17 protein-coding genes and 2 pseudogenes are annotated in these 21563 nt (G+C 72.5%); 12 read left to right on the top strand and 7 right to left on the bottom strand.

Features of this window, described 5'->3' with window-relative positions:
• The 6 genes and pseudogenes from ABZV34_RS30485 to ABZV34_RS30460 all read left to right on the top strand — a co-directional run.
• A pseudogene (locus ABZV34_RS30485) lies at positions 1-655 on the top strand (energy-coupling factor transporter transmembrane protein EcfT); the annotation flags it as partial.
• The gene (locus ABZV34_RS30480; protein ID WP_356283625.1) at positions 652-2403 is read left to right on the top strand and encodes an ATP-binding cassette domain-containing protein; all 1752 of its coding nucleotides are present in this window, start codon (positions 652-654) and stop codon (positions 2401-2403) included. The pseudogene ABZV34_RS30485 and the gene ABZV34_RS30480, both read left to right, overlap by 4 nt.
• Complete coding sequence (locus tag ABZV34_RS30475) at positions 2400-3248, top strand: ECF transporter S component (RefSeq protein WP_356283622.1); 849 nt, start codon at positions 2400-2402, stop codon at positions 3246-3248. Before ABZV34_RS30480 ends, ABZV34_RS30475 begins: the two co-directional genes overlap by 4 nt.
• Before the next feature lie 377 nt (positions 3249-3625).
• Positions 3626-4039, top strand: a complete 414-nt coding sequence (locus ABZV34_RS30470) for a transglycosylase SLT domain-containing protein (protein ID WP_356283619.1) — start codon at positions 3626-3628, stop codon at positions 4037-4039.
• 341 nt (positions 4040-4380) lie between these two features.
• Positions 4381-5073, top strand: coding sequence for a YoaK family protein (locus ABZV34_RS30465; protein WP_356283616.1), 693 nt, complete (start codon positions 4381-4383; stop codon positions 5071-5073).
• A 144-nt stretch (positions 5074-5217) separates the two neighbouring features.
• Positions 5218-5802, top strand: coding sequence for a TerD family protein (locus ABZV34_RS30460; RefSeq protein ID WP_356283613.1), 585 nt, complete (start codon positions 5218-5220; stop codon positions 5800-5802).
• 83 nt (positions 5803-5885) lie between these two features.
• On the opposite strand, the gene ABZV34_RS30455 is transcribed toward ABZV34_RS30460, so the two are convergent.
• Complete coding sequence (locus ABZV34_RS30455) at positions 5886-7055, bottom strand: steroid 3-ketoacyl-CoA thiolase (protein WP_356283610.1); 1170 nt, start codon at positions 7053-7055, stop codon at positions 5886-5888.
• A gap of 328 nt (positions 7056-7383) precedes the next feature.
• Here ABZV34_RS30455 and ABZV34_RS30450 point away from each other — a divergent pair, with 328 nt between their 5' ends.
• Positions 7384-8619 (top strand): cytochrome P450, encoded by a 1236-nt coding sequence (locus tag ABZV34_RS30450; RefSeq protein WP_356283607.1) that lies wholly within the window; start codon positions 7384-7386, stop codon positions 8617-8619.
• A gap of 175 nt (positions 8620-8794) precedes the next feature.
• On the opposite strand, the gene ABZV34_RS30445 is transcribed toward ABZV34_RS30450, so the two are convergent.
• Complete coding sequence (locus tag ABZV34_RS30445) at positions 8795-10936, bottom strand: bifunctional glycosyltransferase 87/phosphatase PAP2 family protein (RefSeq protein WP_356283604.1); 2142 nt, start codon at positions 10934-10936, stop codon at positions 8795-8797.
• Between the two features lie 467 nt (positions 10937-11403).
• On the opposite strand from ABZV34_RS30445, the gene proP reads away from it, so the two are divergent.
• On the top strand, positions 11404-12798 hold the full coding sequence (gene proP / locus ABZV34_RS30440; RefSeq protein ID WP_356283602.1) for a glycine betaine/L-proline transporter ProP: 1395 nt from the start codon (positions 11404-11406) through the stop codon (positions 12796-12798).
• Between the two features lie 141 nt (positions 12799-12939).
• A complete protein-coding gene (locus tag ABZV34_RS30435; protein ID WP_356283599.1) occupies positions 12940-13611 on the top strand; it encodes an O-methyltransferase in 672 nt (223 codons plus the stop codon).
• A gap of 21 nt (positions 13612-13632) precedes the next feature.
• Here the strand turns inward: ABZV34_RS30435 and ABZV34_RS30430 are convergent, their stop codons facing one another.
• The gene (locus ABZV34_RS30430; RefSeq protein ID WP_356283596.1) at positions 13633-14028 is read right to left on the bottom strand and encodes a hypothetical protein; all 396 of its coding nucleotides are present in this window, start codon (positions 14026-14028) and stop codon (positions 13633-13635) included.
• A gap of 132 nt (positions 14029-14160) precedes the next feature.
• Here ABZV34_RS30430 and ABZV34_RS30425 point away from each other — a divergent pair, with 132 nt between their 5' ends.
• A complete protein-coding gene (locus ABZV34_RS30425; RefSeq protein ID WP_356283594.1) occupies positions 14161-14565 on the top strand; it encodes a DUF1992 domain-containing protein in 405 nt (134 codons plus the stop codon).
• Positions 14566-14638: 73 nt separating this feature from the next.
• Here the strand turns inward: ABZV34_RS30425 and ABZV34_RS30420 are convergent.
• Both ABZV34_RS30420 and ABZV34_RS30415 read right to left on the bottom strand, forming a co-directional pair.
• Positions 14639-14908, bottom strand: a pseudogene (locus ABZV34_RS30420) (hypothetical protein); the annotation flags it as partial.
• 605 nt (positions 14909-15513) lie between these two features.
• A complete protein-coding gene (locus ABZV34_RS30415; protein WP_356283592.1) occupies positions 15514-16158 on the bottom strand; it encodes a hypothetical protein in 645 nt (214 codons plus the stop codon).
• Positions 16159-16470: 312 nt separating this feature from the next.
• Here ABZV34_RS30415 and ABZV34_RS30410 point away from each other — a divergent pair, with 312 nt between their 5' ends.
• Positions 16471-16959, top strand: a complete 489-nt coding sequence (locus ABZV34_RS30410) for a GNAT family N-acetyltransferase (protein WP_356283631.1) — start codon at positions 16471-16473, stop codon at positions 16957-16959.
• Positions 16960-17079: 120 nt separating this feature from the next.
• On the opposite strand, the gene ABZV34_RS30405 is transcribed toward ABZV34_RS30410, so the two are convergent.
• Positions 17080-19035: an MFS transporter gene (locus ABZV34_RS30405; RefSeq protein ID WP_356283628.1), complete on the bottom strand. Its 1956-nt coding sequence runs from the start codon at positions 19033-19035 to the stop codon at positions 17080-17082.
• A gap of 372 nt (positions 19036-19407) precedes the next feature.
• Here ABZV34_RS30405 and ABZV34_RS30400 point away from each other — a divergent pair, with 372 nt between their 5' ends.
• Complete coding sequence (locus ABZV34_RS30400) at positions 19408-20478, top strand: peptidoglycan-binding domain-containing protein (protein WP_356283589.1); 1071 nt, start codon at positions 19408-19410, stop codon at positions 20476-20478.
• A gap of 364 nt (positions 20479-20842) precedes the next feature.
• On the opposite strand, the gene ABZV34_RS30395 is transcribed toward ABZV34_RS30400, so the two are convergent.
• Positions 20843-21502, bottom strand: coding sequence for an HAD family hydrolase (locus ABZV34_RS30395; protein ID WP_356283587.1), 660 nt, complete (start codon positions 21500-21502; stop codon positions 20843-20845).
• Positions 21503-21563 lie beyond the last annotated feature (61 nt).

Here is a 21563-nt window from a genome sequence, read left to right as displayed (position 1 = left end):
GGCCGCCCGGCCCTCCCCCCCGCCCGCGCGCGCGCACGGGGGGCGGCGGCCCCCCGCCCGCCGGCTGCGCGGCCGCCCCGACCGGGGCCTGCGCGGTCTGCTCCAGGTCGCCCTCCCGGTCCTGGAGGGCGCGCTGGAGCGTTCGGTCGCGCTCGCGGCGGCGATGGACGCGCGCGGCTACGGCCGGACCGCCGCGGTGGCGCCCGCCGTCCGCCGCACCACCGCCGTCCTGACGCTGGGCGGCCTGGTCGGCGTCTGCGCGGGCACGTACGGACTGCTGACCGCGGAGGGGGACAGTTACGGACTGCCCGTGCTGCTCGCCGGGCTGGCCGCGGCGCTGGGCGGCCTGTGGCTGGGCGGCCGCCGCTCCCCGCGCACCCGCTACCGCCCGGACGTGTGGGGCGCACGGGCGTGGCTGGTGGCCGGGTCCGGCATCGCCGTCGCCGCCGGGCTGATCGTCTGCGCCGCCTACGACCCCGTGGCACTGCGCACCGGTGTCGTCCCCCTGGTGGCCCCGGCCCTTCCCCTGTGGCCCGCGGCCTCCGTACTGCTCGGCCTGCTGCCCGCCTTCGTCGCCCCCGCCCCCGGGCGGCCCCGCTCACCCGGCAGTCGCCCGGCCGCCCGGGAACCCGCCGCCACCGAGGAGCCCTCGTGATCCGCTTCGAGGATGTCTCCGTGACGTACGACGGAGCCGCCGAACCCACCGTCCAGGGCGTGGACTTCGAGGTGCCCGAGGGTGAACTGGTGCTGCTCGCCGGGCCCTCCGGAGTCGGCAAGTCCACCGTTCTCGGCGCGGTCTGCGGTCTCGTCCCCCACTTCACGGGCGGCACCCTGCGCGGCCGTGTCACGGTCGCCGGCCGGGACACCCGTACCCACAGGCCGCGCGAACTCGCCGATGTCGTCGGCACGGTGGGCCAGGACCCGCTGTCCCATTTCGTGACGGACACGGTCGAGGACGAACTCGCCTACGGCATGGAGTCGCTGGGCATCGCACCGGCGGTGATGCGCCGCCGCGTCGAGGAGACCCTCGATCTGCTGGGCCTCGCGGACCTGCGTGACCGCCCGATCGCCACCCTCTCCGGCGGCCAGCAGCAGCGCGTCGCCATCGGCTCGGTCCTCACCCCGCACCCGCGCGTCCTGGTCCTCGACGAGCCGACCTCCGCACTGGACCCGGCCGCCGCCGAAGAGGTCCTCGCCGTCCTGCAGCGCCTCGTCCACGACCTCGGCACGACCGTGCTGCTGGCCGAGCACCGCCTCGAACGCGTCATCCAGTACGCCGACCGCGTCGCCCTCCTCCCCTCCCCCGGCACCCCGCCGCTCCTCGGCATCCCGTCCGAGATCATGGCCGTCTCCCCGGTGTGCCCGCCGGTGGTGGACCTGGGCCGGCTGGCCGGCTGGTCCCCGCTCCCGCTCACCGTGCGCGACGCGCGGCGCCGGGCGGGAGCGCTGCGCGAACGGCTCGCGGAGCTCACGCCGCCGGCGACCGCGGCACCCGGGCTTCTCCCCCCGCCTGGCGCCCCCACCGGCGGTCCGCCCCACCGTCCCCACCGTCTGCGGATCTTCCCGCCCGCCCGTCCACGTCTCCTCCGCGGGCGCACCCCCGATTCCCCGGCCGCGTCCGCGCCGGCCGCCGTCGTCGAGGGCCTCGCCGTCCGCCGCGGTCAGGTCGAGGCGCTCCGCCGCGTGGACCTGACCGTCGCCGCCGGGGGGATCACCGCGCTGATGGGACGCAACGGAGCGGGCAAGTCCACCCTGCTCGGCACACTGGTCGGGCTGGTCGAACCAGCCGCCGGTTCGGTCCGGGTCGGGGGCGCGGTCCCGCACCGGACGGCACCCCGGGACCTGATCCGCCGCGTGGGTCTCGTACCGCAGGAGCCACGGGACCTGCTGTACGCCGACACGGTCGCCGCCGAGTGCGCCGCGGCCGACGCCGACGCGGGAGCCGAGACCGGTACCTGCCGGGCGCTGGTCTCCGCGCTGCTGCCCGCGATCACCGACGGCACCCATCCCCGGGACCTGTCGGAGGGACAGCGGCTGGCCCTGGCACTGGCCGTCGTCCTGACGGCCCGCCCCCCGCTGCTGCTCCTCGACGAGCCGACCCGGGGCCTCGACTACGCGGCGAAGGCCCGGCTGGTCACCATCCTGCGCGGGCTGGCCGCCGAGGGACACGCCATCGTGCTGGCGACCCACGACGTGGAGCTCGCCGCCGAGCTCGCGCACCGCGTGGTCGTCCTCGCGGACGGCGAGGTCGTCGCCGACGGCCCGACGGCCGAGGTGGTCGTCGCGTCTCCGTCCTTCGCCCCGCAGGTCACGAAGGTGCTGGCCCCGCAGCCGTGGCTCACGGTGGCCCAGATCAGGGACGCGCTCGCAGGGGACACGCTCGGAGGGGACACGCTCGCATGACCAGGTCCGGCGCCCCGCGGCGCACCACGGCGCACCAGCGCCAGGTCCGTGCCGTCCGTCTCGGCCCCCGGTCCCTGGCCGCCCTCTGTCTGGTGAGCGTCATCGGCGTCGCCGGATTCGGCTGGCCGCTCCTCGCCGACCCCGCCTCCCGGGCCGGCACCCACGCGCAGGACGCCCCCTGGCTGTTCGCGGGGCTGCTCGTCCTGCTCGTCGCGGTGGTGGCCGCGACGATCTCCGAGTCCGGTCTCGGCCCCAAGGCGGTCGCCATGCTCGGGGTGCTGGCGGCGACCGGCGCCGCCCTGCGGCCGATCGGGGCCGGGACCGCCGGGATCGAGCCGATGTTCTTCCTGATGGTGCTGAGCGGGCGGGTGCTCGGAGGGGGGTTCGGGTTCGTGCTCGGGTCCGTGACCATGTTCTCGTCCGCGCTGCTCACCGGCGGGGTGGGGCCGTGGATGCCGTTCCAGATGCTCGCCATGGGCTGGTTCACGATGGGCGCCGGGCTGCTGCCCGGACCGGACAGGCTGCGCGGCCGCGCCGAGCTGTCGCTGCTCGCCGTGTACGGGTTCCTGGCCGCCTTCGCGTACGGCACCGTCATGAATCTGGAGGGCTGGCCCTTCATGAACGCGCTGGCCTCGAACGTCGCCTTCGACCCGCACGCCGGTGTTCCCGCCAACCTGGCCCGTTTCCTCGCGTACTGCGTGGCCACCTCGCTCGGCTGGGACCTGGGCCGGGCCGTGGTGACGGTCGTCCTCACGCTCACGCTGGGGGCGCCGCTGCTCAGGGCGCTGCGCCGGGCCACGCGGCGGGCCGCCTTCGAGACGCCGGTCACGTTCGACCCCCGGTGATCTGCGGCGCCCGTCACACCGGCTGGACGCGCTCCGCACCTCCACGTGCGCGCTGTGCGAGGTGGAGCGTGAAGCAGCCCACAGGACGTTGGTCACATCCGAGGCGCGATAGTAGTGAATTCCGCCGGCATGGACGCGTTCTTATGCCCTCTGACCTGGGGTTTGAGACCCGGATCACATAAGGCACTTTCTCCTCGGATGCGACCACCACTAGTAAAAGGGGGGCATTGCGGGCCGGCCGCGTGCCTGTTTCCCTGAGGCAGTCGCGAGGCGCCGCCCGACCCACCCGGGTCGCGGCGCCGACGTACGCAGTCACCACGCACCACATGGTTCCGGCCTACCGCGACGGTCGTGTCCCCGAGGAAACAAGGTTCTCCGTGTCCGTCTCCTTCATCCGCCGCATCGCCTCTCCGAAGAAGGTCCTCACCACTGCCGCCGTGGCCACCGCCACCGTCGGCATGGCTCTGGCCGCGGCTCCCGCCCAGGCCGCCACCACCTCGGCCTCCTCCGCCCAGTCGATCGCGCACGAGATGATCCCGGACGCCGCGCAGTTCACCGCCTTCAGCAAGATCGTCGAGCGCGAGAGCGGCTGGAACCCCAGCGCGACGAACTCCGCCTCCGGCGCCTACGGTCTGGTCCAGGCCCTGCCCGCGTCGAAGATGTCGTCCGCCGGCTCCGACTGGAAGACCAACCCCGCCACCCAGATCAAGTGGGGTCTGGACTACATGAACTCCCGCTACGGCAGCCCCCTCGCCGCCTGGAGCTTCTGGCAGGCCCACAACTGGTACTGAGCGACCCCCCACCGCACGTGAAGGCGGCGGCCCCCGATCCCCGGGGCCGCCGCCTTCGCCTGTCATGGGCCACGGGCCGGCGGTCCGGTACGTCGGCCGGTACGCCCGTACACCGCACCGCACCGCACCGCGCCGGTGGCGGGCCCGGCGGTCCGGTGAGCAGCCGGCGCGGCCGCCGCGGCGGGTCCCCGCCGCGCACGCCGACCGGTCCGCCTTCCGCGCGTCCTGCGCGTGCCGTCACTCCGGTCCGCGCGACGCTACGGCCCGTCGTTCCGCCCGGACGTCCTCCGCGTCATGGTGGACTTGGGTGCGCCACGACCGTCCAGCCGACCGGAGGCCCCATGGGTGCGGACAGCACAGCCGCGCGGACCGACGACCCCGAGGCGCGCGGACTGCGCCTGGTCCCCGTGCTGTTGGGGCTGACCGTGGTCAGCGGGCTCATCGACGCGGTGAGTTATCTCGGGCTCGGGCACGTCTTCACCGCGAACATGACCGGCAACGTGGTGGTACTGGGCTTCGCCGCGGCCGGGGCGCCGGGCTTCTCCGTGCCGCACACGCTGACCTCGCTCGCCTGCTTCCTGATCGGCGCCGCGGTCGGAGGGCGGGTCGCGGTACGGTTCGGCGGCCGCTCCCGCCGGGCCTGGGCGCGGGTCACGCTCGCCGTCGAGGCGGTGCTCGTCGGCGGGTGCGCGGCGGTCGCCTTCGCCGCGCCGGGTGCCACCGGTACGACGTACACCCTGATCGCCGTCACGGCCTTCGCCATGGGCCTGCGCAACGCGACCGTCCGCAAGCTGGGTGTGCCCGACCTGACGACCACGGTCCTGACGATGACGCTGACAGGCCTCGCGGCCGACACGGCCGTCGGCGGCGGTGCGGGCGGCCGCTCCCCACGGCGCGCCGCCTCCGTCGTCGCGATGGCCGTGGGCGCGCTGCTGGGCGCGTGGCTGGTGCTCCACCACGGACTGGGAATCCCGCTGCTGATCGCGGCGGTGGCGGCGGGGGTACTGGCGATGGCGGCCTCCGGGCGGGAGTAGTCCCGCTCCGGACGGCGGGCCTCCCGCGGGCGGGACGGTCCTTGGGTTCGCCCGGCTTCCGGCCTTGGGCTCACCCGCCTTCCGACATCCGCGGGGCTCCAGGCAGACTGCATCGGAGCAGTCCGATGACCAGGAGGATCACGCATGATCACGCTCACCAAGGAAGACGGCCCGGCGGACCTCGACGGGGTGACCCATCTGTCCATCGGGGTGTCCTGGGACCCCACCGCCGGATCGAGCGGCGGACTCATGGGCAAGCTCCGCCGGCAGGCCGGCACCGACCTCGACCTGATCGCGATCGCGATGCAGGGCTCGGACCCGGTGCGGCTGGCGGGCCTCGACTCCCTGGACCCGCTGGGCAACGGCTCGTTGGTGCACAGCGGGGACAACCAGACCGGACGCGGTGACGGGGACGACGAGACGGTGACCGTCGAGTTCGCCCGGGTGCCGGCCAACGTCACGTCGATCGTCTTCGTCGCCGCCGCCTTCAAGAAGGGCAGTTCCTTCCAGAAGGCCCGGAACGTCAGCATCAAGGTGTACGACGCGACCGGGGGCACCACCCAGCAGGTCGCCGACATCTGGCCGAGCATGCTCAGCAACGACAACGGCTGCGCCGTGGCCAAGGCGATAAGGGCCGGCGGTGCCTGGAAGCTGGAAGTGATCAACCAGACGGGCCGGATCAAGCAGGCCGACGAGCGGGACCTGATGCGCTTCGCGGTGAACAAGTAGGGACACCGACAGGGACACCTGTCCGGACATGGGGGCTGACCTCTACGTCAGCCCCCACCCGGCACGGCGCCCGGATGTCCCGGCTACAGCCGCTGGATGATCGTGCCGGTCGCCAGCGCCCCGCCCGCGCACATGGTGATGAGGGCGAACTCCTTGTCCCTGCGCTCCAGTTCGTGCAGGGCCGTCGTGATCAGGCGCGCCCCCGTCGCCCCCACCGGATGCCCGAGCGCGATCGCGCCACCGTTCACGTTGACCTTCTCCAGGTCCTGTTCGAAGACCTGGGCCCAGCTCAGCACCACCGAGGCGAAGGCCTCGTTGATCTCGACCAGGTCGATGTCCTTCAGCGACATGCCGGCCTTGCCGAGTACGGCCCGTGTCGCGTCGACCGGTCCGTCCAGGTGGAAGTGGGGGTCCGCGCCGACGAGTGCCTGGGCCACGATCCGGGCCCGCGGCCGCAGCTTCAGCGCCCGCGCCATCCGCTTCGACGCCCACATGATCGCGGCGGCCCCGTCCGAGATCTGCGACGAGTTGCCCGCCGTGTGGACGGCCGTCGGCATCACCGGCTTGAGGCGCGACAGCGCCTCCGCCGACGTGTCGCGCAGCCCCTCGTCGCGGTCGACGAGCCGCCACATGCCCTGCCCGGCGCGCTGTTCGTCCTCCGTCGTGGGGACCTGCACGGCGAACGTCTCCCGCTTGAAGCGCTCCTCCGACCAGGCCACGGCCGCCCGCTCCTGCGAGGCGAGACCGAGCGAGTCGACGTTCTCGCGCGTCAGCCCGCGGCGACGCGCGATCCGCTCCGCCGCCTCGAACTGGTTGGGCAGGTCCACGTTCCACTCGTCGGGGAACGGTTTCCCCGGGCCGTGCTTGGACCCCGAGCCCAGCGGCACCCGCGACATCGCCTCGACACCGCAGGAGATGCCCACGTCGATCACCCCCGCCGCGATCATGTTGGCGGTCAGGTGCGCGGCCTGCTGCGAGGAGCCGCACTGGCAGTCCACGGTCGTCGCGGCGGTCTCGTAGGGCAGTCCCATGGTGAGCCACGCGGTGCGCGCGGGGTTCATCGACTGCTCCCCGGCGTGGGTCACCGTGCCGCCGACGATCTGCTCGACACAGTCGGCGTGGATGCCGGTGCGGCCGAGGAGTTCACGGTAGGTCTCGCCCAGGAGATAGGCGGGGTGGAGATTGGCGAGCGCGCCGCCGCGCTTGCCGACGGGGGTGCGTACGGCTTCGACGATCACGGGTTCCGCGGCCATGGGGCTAGGTCCTCTCCTCGCTGACCCGCGCAGCGCGGGGCGTCCCGGCCCACCCACCGCGCCGAACTAGAACGTGTACTAGTTCTCCGTGCAGTCTGCTGAGCGGAGCCCCCGCGCCGCAAGGGTCGTGCACGCCCCGAAGTCGCCATCAGCGCTACCTCCGCGCGCAATTGGGGGCGTCGCACCCCTTGCGACTTGTAGAACCCGTTACTACCTTCACGGCGATTCCCTTTTCTGATGGGCCGTCAGACCAGCTGTACGCAGCCGTCGGAACACGGCCGTCAGAACACCGTCGTCACAACGGAACGCGTGAGACCTGGAGTTGCCGATGCCCTGTCCAGCGCTGCCCGACGGGTTCGACTTCACCGACCCCGACCTGCTGCACCACCGTGTGCCCCTGCCGGAGTTCGCCGAGCTGCGCCGGTCCGAACCGGTCCGCTGGATACCCCAGCCGCCCAACCTGGCCGGGTTCCAGGACGAGGGCTACTGGGCTGTGACCCGGCACGCGGACGTCAGGTACGTCTCCACGCACCCGGAGATCTTCTCCTCGTCCCTCAACACCGCGATCATCCGCTTCAACGACCACATCGAGCGCGACGCGATCGACGCCCAGCGGCTGATCCTGCTCAACATGGACCCGCCCGAGCACACCCGCGTCCGCCAGATCGTGCAGCGCGGTTTCACCCCGCGGGCCATCCGGGCGCTGGAGCAGCGGCTGCGCGACCGTGCCCACGCGATCGTCGAGGGCGCGCGCGCCCACTCCGGGCCCTTCGACTTCGTCACCGAGGTCGCCTGCGAACTGCCCCTCCAGGCGATAGCCGAGCTGATCGGCGTCCCGCAGGACGACCGGGTCAAGATCTTCGAGTGGTCCAACCGGATGATCGCGTACGACGATCCGGAGTACGCCATCACGGAGGAGGTCGGCGCCGAGTCGGCCATCGAGCTCATCTCGTACGCCATGAACATGGCCGCGGACCGCAAGCAGTGCCCGGCGAAGGACATCGTCAGCACGCTGGTGGCGGCCGAGGACGAGGGCAACCTCGGTTCCGACGAGTTCGGCTTCTTCGTGCTGATGCTGTCCGTCGCCGGCAACGAGACCACCCGCAACGCCATCACGCACGGCATGCACGCCTTCCTCACCCACCCCGGGCAGTGGGAGCTCTACAAGCGCACCCGTCCGGCGACCACCGCCGAGGAGATCGTCCGCTGGGCGACCCCCGTGGTCTCCTTCCAGCGCACGGCGACGCAGGACACCGAACTCGGCGGCAGGACGATCAGGAAGGGCGACCGGGTCGGCCTCTTCTACGCCTCCGCCAACCACGACCCCGAGGTGTTCGGGAACCCCGGCGACTTCGACATCACCCGTGACCCCAACCCGCACCTCGGCTTCGGCGGCGGTGGCCCCCACTACTGCCTCGGGAAGTCCCTGGCCGTCCTGGAGATCGACCTCATCTTCCAGGCGATCGCCGACGCGATGCCGAACCTCTCCCTGGTGGGCGACCCGCGCCGGCTGCGCTCCGCGTGGATCAACGGGGTCAAGGAACTCCAGGTCGACGCCGGCTGACCCCGGCACCCGCTCGGGCCGACGGCCTCCCGGCGCCCGTCGGCCCGTCCCACGGGAGGCAGGGGCAGCCCCTACGCTCCGCCCCTGCCTCCCCCGAGGGCCGGGACCGCGCCGCGCGTACCGGACGGGCGACGCCCGTACCGAACCGCGACGCCCGTACCGGACCGGGTCCGGATCAGCCCGCCGTACGACCCGCCGTACGACCCACCGGACTGTCCGCGGGGCTGTCCGCGGGGCTGCCCGCGGGAGTTGCCCCCGGACCGGCCGCAGCACGGCCTGCCGCCGGGGCCGGGGCCGGCTCCTTCGCGCCCTCCTGCGCGGACCGCGCCGACGGGCGCGGCCTCGGGCCCTGGAGGAGGTAGGTCAGGCCGAAGCCCGCGGCGACGACCGCCGCGCCGCCCACCGCGTCCAGCACCCAGTGGTTGCCGGTCGCGACGATCGCCGAGACGGTGAACAGCGGGTGCAGCAGACCGAGCGCCTTCATCCACCACTTGGGCGCCAGGATCGCGATCACCAGTCCGCACCACAGGGACCAGCCGAAGTGCAGCGAGGGCATCGCCGCGTACTGGTTGGTGAGCGCGGTCAGTGTGCCGTAGTCCGGCTTGGAGAAGTCCTGTACACCGTGCACGGTGTCGATGACGCCCAGCCCCGGCATCAGGCGCGGCGGGGCCAGCGGGTAGAGCCAGAAGCCGACGAGCGCGATCAGCGTGGCGAAGCCGAGTGCCGAGCGCGCCCAGCGGTAGTCGCCGGGACGGCGGGTGTAGAGCAGGGCGAGGACGGTGAGCGGCACGACGAAGTGGAACGACTCGTAGTAGAAGTCGAAGAACTCCCGCAGCCACTCGACCTTGAACACCGCGTGGTTGGCCCAGTGTTCGATGTCGAGGTGCAGGAACCGCTCGATGGCGAGGATCTGGTCGCCGTGGTGCTCGGCGGCGGCCCGGCCGCCCGCGTTGGTGCCGCCCGTCGCGGCCAGCCTGACCTGCTGGTAGGCGGAGTAGCCGACGCGGATCAGGAGCAGTTCGAGCAGGAGGTTCGGACGGGTGCGGACACGGCCGAGGAAGGGCAGCAGCGGCACCCGCTTCCACCGGGTGGGGACGGACTCCGCGTAGTCCGTGGGGATCGGCGCCCGGTAGTACTCCGAGGTGCGGGAGAGGAACGGCACGGCCGTGGCGGCGGCGAGCGCGGCGAGCAGCACCACGTTGTCGCGCAGCGGGTAGACCGCCGCCACGTTCGGCAGCATCATCTTCGCCGGCAGGGTCATGACGAGGATGACGGCGACGGGCCACATGGCGCGGTCCGAGGCCTTCCTGCCGACCCGGCCGACCAGCGCGAGCAGGACCCACAGCAACTGGTGCTGCCAGGTGGTGGGCGAGACGGCGACGGCGACGCAGCCGGTGATCGCCACGGCCAGGAGCAGCTGCCCGTCCTTGGCATAGCGCACGGCACGGCTGAGACCCAGGACCGCGACTCCCGCGCCGAGCAGCAGGAACAGGCCGATCTCCAGCGGGCCGTTGAGGCCGAGGCGCAGCAGCGCGCCGTGCAGCGACTGGTTGGTGAGGTCGTCGGCGTCCCGGCCGAGTCCGACGCCCGCGAGATGGTGCACCCAGTACGTGTGGGAGTCGTGCGGCATCGCGGCCCAGGCGAGCGCGGTACAGGCGGCGAACGTGAGCGCCCCGGACACGGCGGCACGGCGGCGCCCGGTGAACCAGAGCAGCGGGGCGAAGAGCAGCACGGTCGGCTGCAGCGCCGCCGCGAGGCCGATCAGGACGCCGCTCGACCGCTCCCCGCGGACCGTGAAGCAGGCCAGGAGGACGAGCAGGACCGGGATGATGCTGGTCTGGCCGAGGTAGAGGGCGTTGCGCACCGGCAGCGACAGCATCAGCAGACTGATGGCCACGGGCGCGGCGAGCAGAGAGGTGCGCCGGCTCACGGGCTGTGGCAGGGCGCGCGCCGCGACCACGCCGAGGGCGACGACCAGTGAGAGGCTGCCGAAGGTCCATCCCCAGCCGAGCCCCTGTTCCGCGGCGCGGGTGAGGGGTTTGAGGACGAGTCCCCCGAAAGGGGTTCCGGTGAACTGCGTCGAGTCGTACAGCGACCCCTTCACATGCAGGACACCCTCGGGCCCGACCCAGGTCTCCAGGTCGGTCAGCCGCTCCCCTTTGGGGGTGCTCAGGACGACGGCGACCTGCCGTACCGCGAGGACCGCGGCGATCAGCCACAGCCCGATACGGATCGCGCGCAGCCGCGCCTTCGCCGATTCCGTCGCCCCCGCCCCGAAGGCACCACCCGCTCGCCCGCCGTGCTCCACATTCGCCACGCCCTGTCGGCCCTCCCGCCCCGTTCGTCCCGCGTATCCCGTGCGCCGGTGTCTGTCCGGACCCTTAGAGGCTCGCACTGCCCCCGTGGAAGGACGCAGGCAACCCCCTCTTCACCTGACGTCCCCCCGCCTTTTGTCCGGATGACGATAGTGGGAGATCGGTTCGGTTCCTCCCTCGGTCTGCGACATGGATCACAATCACCCGCGACAAAGGTCACAGACAGGCCACTCGAAGCCGGCGCCCCGCGGGTCCTTCGCTCCTGCGCACACGGCGTTTGCGCACGTTGCGCGCAGGGCCGCCCACGGCACGTGACGCACGGCGGCGACCCTATGGTCGCTTTTTGGTCTGTCCCGGGTCGTCCCGCGGGGCGGACCACGTCCTTGTCCCCGTCGAAAGGCAGGCGAGCGGAATCTTGCCCTCCGTCACTCCCGTCGCTCCCGTCGCTCCCGTCCGGCTCCGGCCCCCCGTGCGCCCGGAGGTCACCGTCACCGACCCCGCCCTGGTGAAGCGCGCCGTGAAGGCCGCCGCCCTCGGCAACGCGATGGAGTGGTTCGACTTCGGTGTCTACAGCTACATCGCGGTGACCCTGGGCAAGGTCTTCTTCCCGTCCGGCAACCCCACCGCGCAGTTGCTGTCCACCTTCGGCGCGTTCGCGGCGGCCTTCCTCGTCCGCCCGCTGGGCGGCATGGTCTTCGGACCGCTGGGCGACCGCGTCGGCCGCCAGAAGGTCCTGGCCCTCACCATGATCATGATGGCGGCGGGCACCTTCGCGATCGGCCTGATCCCGTCGTACGCGACGATCGGCGTCGGCGCTCCGCTGCTGCTGCTCGCGGCCCGGCTGGTGCAGGGCTTCTCCACCGGCGGCGAGTACGCGGGCGCCTCCACCTTCATCGCCGAGTACGCGCCCGACAAGAAGCGCGGCTTCTTCGGGAGCTGGCTGGAGTTCGGCACGCTCGCCGGATACATCGGCGGCGCGGGCCTGGTCACCCTCATGACCGCCTTCCTGTCCACCGAGGACCTGCTGGCCTGGGGCTGGCGCGTGCCGTTCCTGATCGCGGGTCCGATGGGCGTCATCGGGCTGTACCTGCGGATGCGCCTGGAGGAGACCCCGGCGTTCGCGGCCGAGCTGGAGAAGGCCTCGAAGAAGGAGAAGGACCGCCCCAAGGTGCCGCTGCGCGCGATGCTCGCCGGCCAGTGGCGCGCGCTGCTGCTCTGCGTCGGACTGGTGCTGGTCTTCAACGTCACCGACTACATGCTGCTGTCGTACATGCCGAGCTATCTGACGAGCGAGCTGAAGTACGACGAGACGCACGGTCTGCTGGTCGTCCTCGGTGTGATGGCGGTGATGATGGTCGTGCAGCCCTTCGCGGGCGCGCTGACCGACCGGATCGGCCGCCGCCCGGTGATCGCCGCCGGGTGCGCCGGATTCCTCGCGCTGTCCGTCCCGGCCATCCTGCTCATCCGCCAGGGCAGTCTGCTCGCGGTCGCGCTCGGCATGGGCGCGCTGGGCCTGCTGCTGGTGTGCTTCACCTCCGCGATGCCGGCCGCGCTGCCCGCGCTCTTCCCGACGAAGGTCCGCTACGGCTCGCTCTCCATCGGCTTCAACGTCTCCGTCTCGCTCTTCGGCGGCACGACCCCGCTGGTGGTCACGGCACTCATCGGGGCGACCGGGAACATGATGATGCCCGCGTACTACATGATGGCCGCAGCCGTGATCGGCGGCGTGGCGGTGTGGTTCATGTCCGAGTCGGCGGGCCTGCCGCTGCCGGGTTCCGCCCCGGCCGTCGAACCCGGCACCCGGCCCGAGGCCGCGCCCGGCGCCGAATCCGGCGCCCCGCGTGCCGCCAGGGCCGACGCCTGACCCACCCCCGCCGAGCGGCCGGCGTCACCGCCGCGCACGGAGGATCACCCTGATATACGGCTGACAAGCGCGGGGAGCGCGACTAGATTCGTCCCCGAAACTAGTTAGCACTTCTAACTAGGCATACGAAAGGCACGGTGCATGAGCGAGTCGCAGTTGTGGAACGACGTCGACGACTACTTCACCGCCCTCCTCTCCCCCGCCGACGAGACCCTGACCGCCGCGCTGCGCGACAGTGACGCCGCCGGGCTTCCGAAGATCAACGTCGCGCCGAACCAGGGCAAGCTGCTCCAGCTGCTCGCCCGGATCCAGGGCGCGCGCCGCATCCTGGAGATCGGCACCCTCGGCGGCTACAGCACCATCTGGCTGGGCCGCGCGCTGCCCGCCGACGGCCGGCTGGTGACCTTCGAGTACGACGCCACCCACGCCGAGGTCGCCCGCCGCAACCTCGCCCGCGCCGGCCTCGACCGGATCGCCGAGGTGCGGGTGGGTCCCGCGCTGGAGTCACTGCCGAAACTGGCCGAGGAGAACCCGGAGCCGTTCGACTTCGTCTTCATCGACGCGGACAAGGTGAACAACCCGTCCTACGTGGAGTGGGCCCTGGAGCTCACCCGCCCCGGCAGCCTGATCGTCGTCGACAACGTCGTGCGCGGTGGTCACGTGACCGACGCGGACAGCACCGACCCGAGCGTGCGGGGCACCCGGGCCGCGCTCGAACTGATCGCCGCCCACCCCAGGTTGAGCGGTACGGCGATCCAGACGGTGGGCAGCAAGGGATACGACGGGTTCGCGCTGGCCCGGGTCCTCGACTAGGGCAGGTCGCGGTTCCGGGCTCTACTGCTCGTGGTAGAAACCCACGTTCACGCTCTGCGGGCCGGTGCGGTCGAAGATGACGATCTCTCCGGAGCTGCCCACGGGGAGCTGCGCCGTCCCCCCGTACGAGAGGGGCCGGGTGGACATCCCGGCGAAGGTCACCCGGACCTCGGAGGAGGGGTCCGGCCGGGAACCGTGCAGCCAGGTGACCTGCCAGGAGCCCTCCGGACCGCACAGGAACTCCAGGTGGACCCGGGACACGAACAGCCAGTCGTCGGGGGTGGCGAGCCGGCACACGGTCCGGTCCCGGCCCACCCGCAGCACGGCGCCGGGGTCGCTCGGTGCGTCGGCCATCAGCATTCCGGCCGTCGCGCCCGCGTCCGCCCCGGTGACCGAGGCCATGGTGAGTTCGAGCACGTGCGCTCCTTCGCGTTCCGGTGAATCCGTCCACCGGTTCGATCGTCCTGGTGCCGGGCGTGGTTGACGCGCCGCCGCCGCATGATAATTCGCCTGATAGTCCGCTCGGGCGTCCTCCGGCACAATGGACGTATGACCGAGCGCAAGCCACCCGCCGTCAGCTTCGAGTCCTGGGTCGACCGGCAGATCCGCGAGGCGGAGGCCCGCGGTGAGTTCACGGACCTCCCCGGCGCGGGAAAGCCGCTGCCCGAGGTGACCGACACGGCGTACGACGAACTGTGGTGGATCAAGCGGAAGATGGCCCGTGAGGGCCTCTCGGTGCTGCCCCCGACGCTGGCCCTGCGCAAGGAGGCCGAGGACGCGCTCGCGGCGGCGTCGGCGGCGCCCTCGGAGCGGGCCGTGCGCCGGATCGTCGAGGACATCAACGTCAAGATCCGCGAGGTCATGTTCAAGCCGCCGCCGGGGCCTCCCCTCGGCCTCAAGCCCTACGACGTGGACGAGATCGTCCGGGACTGGCGCGAGCGCCGGGCCGGGTGACCCCGTCGACGCGTGAGGCCGCGTCCCGGAACATGGTCCGGGACGCGGCCTCACGACTGCCGTGCGGTGCCGGTCAGAGGTGCAGCAGACGCTCCGTGATCTCGCGGTAGTCCCGCAGGGCCAGGCGCAGTTGCTCGGTGTCGGACGCCTCGTCCGCACCGGCCTTCTCCCAGGACGTGCGCAGCGTGCGCCGGCGCCGGGTCATCGCGTCCGTGAACTGGGCCGTGAGCTCCTCGAGGACATGGTCGGCCTCCTCGACGGACGCCCGCGGACCGTCGACGAACCCGCCGACCGCGTGCCGCATCCGCAGCGCGTACTTGTCGCACGCGTCGTGCGACAGCAGCGCGGTGCCGTCCGCTCCGGAGACGCCGTTCTCACGGGCCGTGACCGGCTCCTGCGTGCCCGCGCGGGCGGACTCGCGGGAGCTGTCGCCCCCGGCGCGCCCGGCGGCCGGGGCCGCGGTCCCGCGGGAATCCTTGGACTCACGGGAGGTGGTGGCCTCACGGGAGCCCAGGGGGACCGGCGTGCGCGGCGTGACGGCGTGCTCGCCGGTGGTGGATGCGGCCCGGTCCGGTGTCTCACGGTGTTCGTCCGTGGTCGCGCCGGACGGGGCCGCAGTCTGACGGGAGGGCGCGGGGAAGGGGGTGCGCGCCGCCGTGCCACGCTCACCGGGACCGGCTGTCCGGTCCGGGGTGTCGCGGTGGGTGTCCGCGGCCTCGCGGCCACGGCTCCGCTCGTCCCCTCGTACCGCCTTGCCCTCGGTCCTGCCGGCTTCGGTCCTGCCGGCTTCGGTCCTCTCGGCTTCGGTCTTCGCTGTCGTCCCGTGCTCCGGGGCCGACTCGTTCCGCGGGGTCCGCGCGGCGGGTGTCGCCTCCGTGTCGCCCTTCAGTACCTCGCGGCGGGTCGCCGTGTCCTTGGCTTCGTCCGGTGTCATGTCGTTCACCTTCCTCAACTCCCCTTCACCTGGCGCCTGGTGAGCGCCCACGGTGTCCGGGATCGGTTGTCGGGAGCCGGGTCGGACCGGCCGGCGGCGGTGTCCTGGCGCTTCGTGGACATGAGTTCCTCGAAGAGGGCGCGGGCCTCGATCATGGCCTCGCGGAGTTCCTCCGTGCCGACGCGGTCGTCCTGGGTGGGGCTGTACGTGGCCTCGTGAACCCGCCGGTAGCCGTGGACACGGTGTCCGTGGTGGACCGAGAGTGCCTCCAGCCGCTCCTCGTAGCGCTCGCCGTCGGGGAAGCCACGCTCACCGGCCACCTCGCCGAGCAGCCGGTCCGCCTCGGCCACCGCGTCCTGCGGCGAATCGACGAAGCGTTCCTGGGCGGCCGTCCAGCGGGCCGTGTACTGCTCGCGGGCCGCCGCCTCCAACGGCCGCCGCCGCAGCGAGCCGTGCCGCTTGACGCGCTCGGCGAGGTCACGCTCGGCGGCCCTGGCGTCGCCGTCGTGCCGGGCGACGACCCGGTCGTATTCGGGCCCGAAGCGCCGCCGCAACGTGCGTCCGCCCTGCGGCCTGCGGGCGAGGAGAGTCAGGGCGGCTGCGACAACGGCAACGGCCGCCACGATCACGATCAGAGCGATGATGACGCCTGTGGACATGGATGCCTTCCGGGGTTTCTCGACCCAACGGGCCGGTTCGCGGATCGGGTTGCCCGGAAGTACACCTTCAAACGGGGCCGGTCACGCCCGATCCGGCCCGATCCGGGGCCGGTTCACCCAAAACCGGTTGCGGAACGGGTCCGGTGCGCCCTGACAATGACGGCCCTGCCCCGTACCGGCGCCCCCTCGACGAACGGCACGACGAACGACATGACGAACGGCGTGACGGGAGACGGGAAGAGCGGCAGGAAGAGCGCCGCGAAGGACGCCGCGACGAACGGTCCGGCCGGCCCCGCGGCGGCTTCCTGGACCATCGCCCCCGAACCCTTCGGCTCCCCCGCCGCCGCGGCACTCTGGCGGGCCTACTACACCGAGGTCAGCGACCGCTGGTACCTGCTGCACGAGGGCCACGCGACCGACCCCGGAGAGCTGGAACGGGAGATCGCCGCGAGCACGGGGGCCGAGTTCACCGCGCCCACCGGAGTGCTGCTGGTCGCTCGGTACGGCGGCGAACCCGGGGGCATGGCGGGCGTGCAGATGCTCGACGCCGTCACGGGTGAGCTGAAGCGGGTGTTCGTGCGGCCGGAGCTGCGCGGCCGGGGCGGCGCCGCGCTGCTGCTCGCCGCGGCCGAGCGGGCGGCGCTCGGCCTCGGCGCCCGGAAACTGGTCCTCGACACCCGCGGCGACCTCGTGGAGGCGCGCGCGCTCTACGTGCGGCACGGCTACGGGGAGACCGCGGCCCACAACGACGACGTGTACGCCGAGCACTGGCTCACGAAGCGGCTGCGGGCGACCTCCTGACCCGTCGCCACGCCGAGGTGGGGGCGGGGGCGGGGAGGAGCGGGTACGGGGCAGGGGCAGGGGCTGGTACGGGGCAGGGGCACGTGCGGGGCGGGGGCGGTCCGGTCACCGCGGGGACCGTCAGGGCGTCGGCCCCTGCGGTCGCGGCACCGAGCCGTCGTGCGGGCGCTCCGCGTCGGAGCCCGACATCTCCGCGTTCAGCTCCTCGACCAGCCTGACCAGGTCCGTCGGGCGGTCCGGACCCCACCAGTCGCCCAGCAGCTCGGCGAGGGACTCCTCACGGGCCTTCGCCAGGTTCGCGGCGGCCTCACGGCCCTCGTCGGTGAGCACGAGGTCGAGCCCCTCCCGGTCCACGAGGCGGCGTACCTCCAGCTGGCGGGCCGCGGCGAGCACGACGGGCAGCGGCACGGTGCTGCGCTCGGCCAGCCGCGCCGGCTCGGCCCAGCCGTACTTCTTGATCCGCAGCAGCAGCCAGCTCGCCGCGGGCAGCAGGTCGTATCCGGACCGCGCGGTGATCTTCTCGTAGATCGCGCGCTGTCCCTCCCGGGTGCCGAGCACCGACAGCGCGCGGCACACCTCGTCGTACGACGACCGCTCCACCGGATTGGTGGCGAGCGTCTCGGTGAGGTCCGGCGCCGTGACCGACCCCCGCAGTTTGTCCTCGCGCAGGAACCAGGACAGCACGAAGCCGAGCAGGGCGACCGGAGCCGCGTACAGGAAGACGTCGGTGATCGACGAGGCGAACGCGTGAAGGATGGGCTGGCGCAGCGCGGGCGGGAGGCCCGGAATGCCCTTCGGGTCGGCCTTGAGGCTGTCCGGAGAGACACCGGGCGGCAGCTGCCGCCCGCTCAGCGCGGCCGTGAGTTTGTCACCGAGGCGGCTCGCGAAGACCGCGCCGAAGATCGCCACGCCGAACGAGGCGCCGATGGAGCGGAAGAACGTCGCGCCGGAGGTGGCGACGCCCAGATCCTCGTACGAGACCGCGTTCTGCACGATCAGGACCAGAACCTGCATCACCAGGCCGAGACCCAGGCCGAAGACGAAGAAGTACGCGCTCATGCGGCCGGTGCTGCTGTGCTCGTCGAGCTGGTGCAGCAGGAGCAGGCCGATGGTGGTGATGCCGGTGCCGGCGACGGGGAACACCTTCCAGCGGCCGGTACGGCTGACGATCTGGCCGGAGAGCGTGGACGAGATCAGCAGTCCGAGCACCATGGGCAGCATGTGCACGCCCGACAGCGTGGGGGACACCCGCTGGACGACCTGGAGGAAGGTCGGCAGATAGGTCATCGCCCCGAACATCGCGAAGCCGACGATGAAACTGATCACGGCGGAGAGGGTGAAGGTCCGGATGCGGAACAGTTTCAGGGGCAGGACGGGTTCGGCCGCGCGCCGCTCCACGACCACGAAGACCACGGCGAGGGCCACGCCGAGCGCGGCGAGGCCGATGACCTGCGGCGAGCCCCAGCTCCAGGTGGTGCCGCCGAGCGAGGCGACCAGGACCAGGCAGGTGGCGACCGCGGCGATGAGGAGGGTGCCGAGGTAGTCGATGACGTGCTTGGCGGACTTCCCCGGGATGTGCAGGACGGCCGCGATCACGACGAGCGCGACGGCGCCGACGGGGAGGTTGATGTAGAAGACCCAGCGCCAGCTGAGCTGCTCGGTGAAGAGTCCGCCGAGGAGCGGGCCGAGCACGCTCGTCGCGCCGAACACGGCGCCGAACAAGCCCTGGTACTTGCCTCGCTCGCGGGGCGGGACGATGTCGCCGACGATCGCCATGGACAGCACCATCAGGCCGCCGCCGCCGAGGCCCTGCAGGGCCCGGAAGCCGATCAGCTCGCCCATGTTCTGTGCCATGCCGCACAGCGCGGAGCCGATCAGGAAGATCACGATCGCGGTCTGGAAGAGCTTCTTGCGGCCGTACTGGTCGCCGAGCTTGCCCCACAGCGGGGTGGCCGCGGTCGAGGCCAGCAGATAGGCGGTGACCACCCAGGAGAGGTGCTCCAGGCCGCCGAGGTCGCTGACGATGGTGGGCAGCGCGGTCGACACGATCGTCTGGTCCAGGGCGGCCAGCAACATTCCGAGCAGCAGTGCGCCGATCGAGACGACGACGCCGGCGTGCACCGCCTCCTGGGCGTCGGCGGCGGCCGCGGAGCGCCTTCGTTCGGCGGACTCGTTCACGGCGTACGGGGGTGTGTCGGCGTGCGTGCCGTGCGAGTCCCGCTGCGCGTCTCCCCGTTTGTCTCCCTGTACGTCGCCGGGTATGTCGCCCGTCATTCGCGCCTCCCATGGCCCCCGAGGGTCTCGGTCACCCTCCATCGTGGTCGGTATGTCCGTTTGCGGCCTGTCGAGGCGGAGGGGGGAATTCCGGGGGCTCCCGGAAGAGGGCGGGGGGCGTCTGGATAGCCTCGGGAGCTCAGCGGGGGATCTTCAGGGGAGGGGACCCAAGGCGTGACTGATCCGAACGGGCATGTCTGCCCGGAGTGTGCCGTGCCCCGGGCGGGGGACGGGACGCCGTCCTGCGTCTGCACGCTACGCGCGTCCGACGCCCTGCGGGACGCGCGTACGGCCGAGGCGGCCGCGGCGGAGGACTTCGATCCGCTGCGGATACGTCCGTATGTGGAGCTGGGAGTGCGGGGTGCGGGGGGTGAGCCCTCCGACGCCGAGAACGGGGGCCGGGGCGAGAGCGGGGACGAGGACGCCTCGGCTCGGACGATGCGGTTGGGGAGGGTGCCGGCCGACGACACGGTGGCGCTCTTCCGGGTCGAGCACGGGATGCCGGCTCCTGGTGTCGGTGCGGGTCCTGGTGTGGGTGTGGGTCCTGGTGTCGGTGTGGGTGCCGGTGCGGGGGGTGGGACGGATGCGGACCGTCTCGCCGCGTCGGACGAGGAGCCGGGGCGGCGTGGGCGGCGGACCGCGCTGCTGGCCGCTGCCGGTGTGGTCGTGGCTGTCGTGGCGGCGGGGTTCGTGAGTGGGCTCTTCTCGTACGAGGCTCCGGCGCGGGACGGGGCACTGCCGGACGAGGTGAGGGCGAGCGTGCCGGATCCGTCGACGACGTCCGGCTCGGCCTCTGCCTCGGAGTCGGCGTCCGCGCCGCGATCGTCACGGTCGGCGGTGGCGGTGGCGCCGTCCAGCACCGGCCCGTCGCCCTCCGCGTCGGCCTCGACGGCGTCGGCCTCGCCGTCGTCATCGGCTTCGCCGTCGGGGTCGGCCGGCCCGTCGGAGCCCCCCGCGAGCCCTGCGGCGACCGGCTCGCCGGCGGCCGGACAGGGGACCTCGCCTTCGAACGGACAGGTGTCGGCGACGCTGCGGCGCGGTGACCGGGGGCCGGAGGTCACCGAACTCCAGCTGCGTCTGCGTCAGCTGTACCTCTACAACAGCCAGGCCGACGGCAGCTACTCCCGTCAGGTCGAGGACGCCGTACGCCGTTACCAGTGGGCCCGCGGCATCACGGGCGACGAACAGGGCGTGTACGGCAGGGCGACGCGGGCGAGCCTCGAATCGGAGACGCGGGAGCCGTAGTCGTGGCTGTCGCTGTAGCTGTAGCCGCTGGGTGGTGGGGCGGGGGCGGGACGGTACGTCGAGGGTGTCGCCGCCGGATCAGACGTGGGCCGGGCAAGCGATCCGCAGCTCGATCCGAACGTAAGCGACACCCTTACGACGCACCGCCCCGCCCCCTCCCGCCGGACGGACACCCACGGAAGCGACCACCCGAGCCAAGGAACCGACCCAAACCGACCCGGTAGCGGTAGCGGTAGCGGTAGCAGTAGCAGTAGCAGTAGCAGTAACAAGGGTGTGACGCGGGGGCGCAGCCCCACCCAGGGTCTGAGGGCGGAGTCCCCTGGGACGTGAAGGGCAGGGGCGGCCGGGCGAGGAAAAGGGCCGGTCAGCTGATGTGCAGCCGTAGGGAACCGTCGGTCACGCGCTCCACCCGGATCTGCGTCAGGTCGCGGACGAGGACGTCGGGGCGGTGGAGGCCGGCCCGCGGCCCGACCCCAACCACCCGCATCCCGGCCGCCCGCCCGGCCGATATCCCCGCACCGGAGTCCTCGAAGACGACACAGTCCTCGGGCGCGACGCCCAGCTCGGCGGCGCCCTTCAGGAATCCCTCGGGATCCGGTTTGCTCGCCCCGACGGACTCGGCGGTCACCCGCACGTCGGGCAGCCCGAGCCCGGCGGCGGCCATCCGCGCACCGGACAGCCCCACGTCCGCCGAGGTGACGAGCGCGTGCGGCAGCCCGGCGAGCGAGGCCAGGAACTCCGCCGCACCGGGGACGGCGACCACGCCGTCCATGTCGGCGGTCTCCTCGGCGAGCATCCGCGCGTTGTCGGCGTGGTTCTGCTCCATGGACCGGTTCGGCAGCAGGACCGCCATCGAGGCGTACCCCTGCCGCCCGTGGACGACCTTCATGACCTCGTCCCCGTCCAGCGCGTGCCGGTCGGCCCAGCGGCGCCAGCAGCGCTCGACGACGACGTCCGAGTTGACGAGGGTGCCGTCCATGTCGAGCAGGAGGGCGCGGGCGGTCAGAACGGTGGTGGCCGTCATCGGCAGGCTCCAGAACGCAGGGGAATACGCGGGGGAAAGCACGAGGGAAGAGGCCGGAGGT

Source organism: Streptomyces sp. NPDC005195, assembly GCF_040608315.1.
GTDB classification, from domain to species: Bacteria; Actinomycetota; Actinomycetes; order Streptomycetales; family Streptomycetaceae; genus Streptomyces; species Streptomyces kaempferi.
This window is presented reverse-complemented; position numbering and strand designations above follow the sequence as displayed.

Coding starts and splice junctions, on each gene's coding strand:
- ABZV34_RS30405 (WP_356283628.1), bottom strand. CDS start 19,035: ATGTTGCTGGCCGCCCTGGACCAGACGATCGTGTCGACCGCGCTGCCC.
- ABZV34_RS30465 (WP_356283616.1), top strand. CDS start 4,381: ATGGGTGCGGACAGCACAGCCGCGCGGACCGACGACCCCGAGGCGCGC.
- ABZV34_RS30435 (WP_356283599.1), top strand. CDS start 12,940: ATGAGCGAGTCGCAGTTGTGGAACGACGTCGACGACTACTTCACCGCC.
- ABZV34_RS30395 (WP_356283587.1), bottom strand. CDS start 21,502: ATGACGGCCACCACCGTTCTGACCGCCCGCGCCCTCCTGCTCGACATG.
- ABZV34_RS30425 (WP_356283594.1), top strand. CDS start 14,161: ATGACCGAGCGCAAGCCACCCGCCGTCAGCTTCGAGTCCTGGGTCGAC.
- ABZV34_RS30460 (WP_356283613.1), top strand. CDS start 5,218: ATGATCACGCTCACCAAGGAAGACGGCCCGGCGGACCTCGACGGGGTG.
- ABZV34_RS30475 (WP_356283622.1), top strand. CDS start 2,400: ATGACCAGGTCCGGCGCCCCGCGGCGCACCACGGCGCACCAGCGCCAG.
- ABZV34_RS30455 (WP_356283610.1), bottom strand. CDS start 7,055: ATGGCCGCGGAACCCGTGATCGTCGAAGCCGTACGCACCCCCGTCGGC.
- ABZV34_RS30415 (WP_356283592.1), bottom strand. CDS start 16,158: ATGTCCACAGGCGTCATCATCGCTCTGATCGTGATCGTGGCGGCCGTT.
- ABZV34_RS30450 (WP_356283607.1), top strand. CDS start 7,384: ATGCCCTGTCCAGCGCTGCCCGACGGGTTCGACTTCACCGACCCCGAC.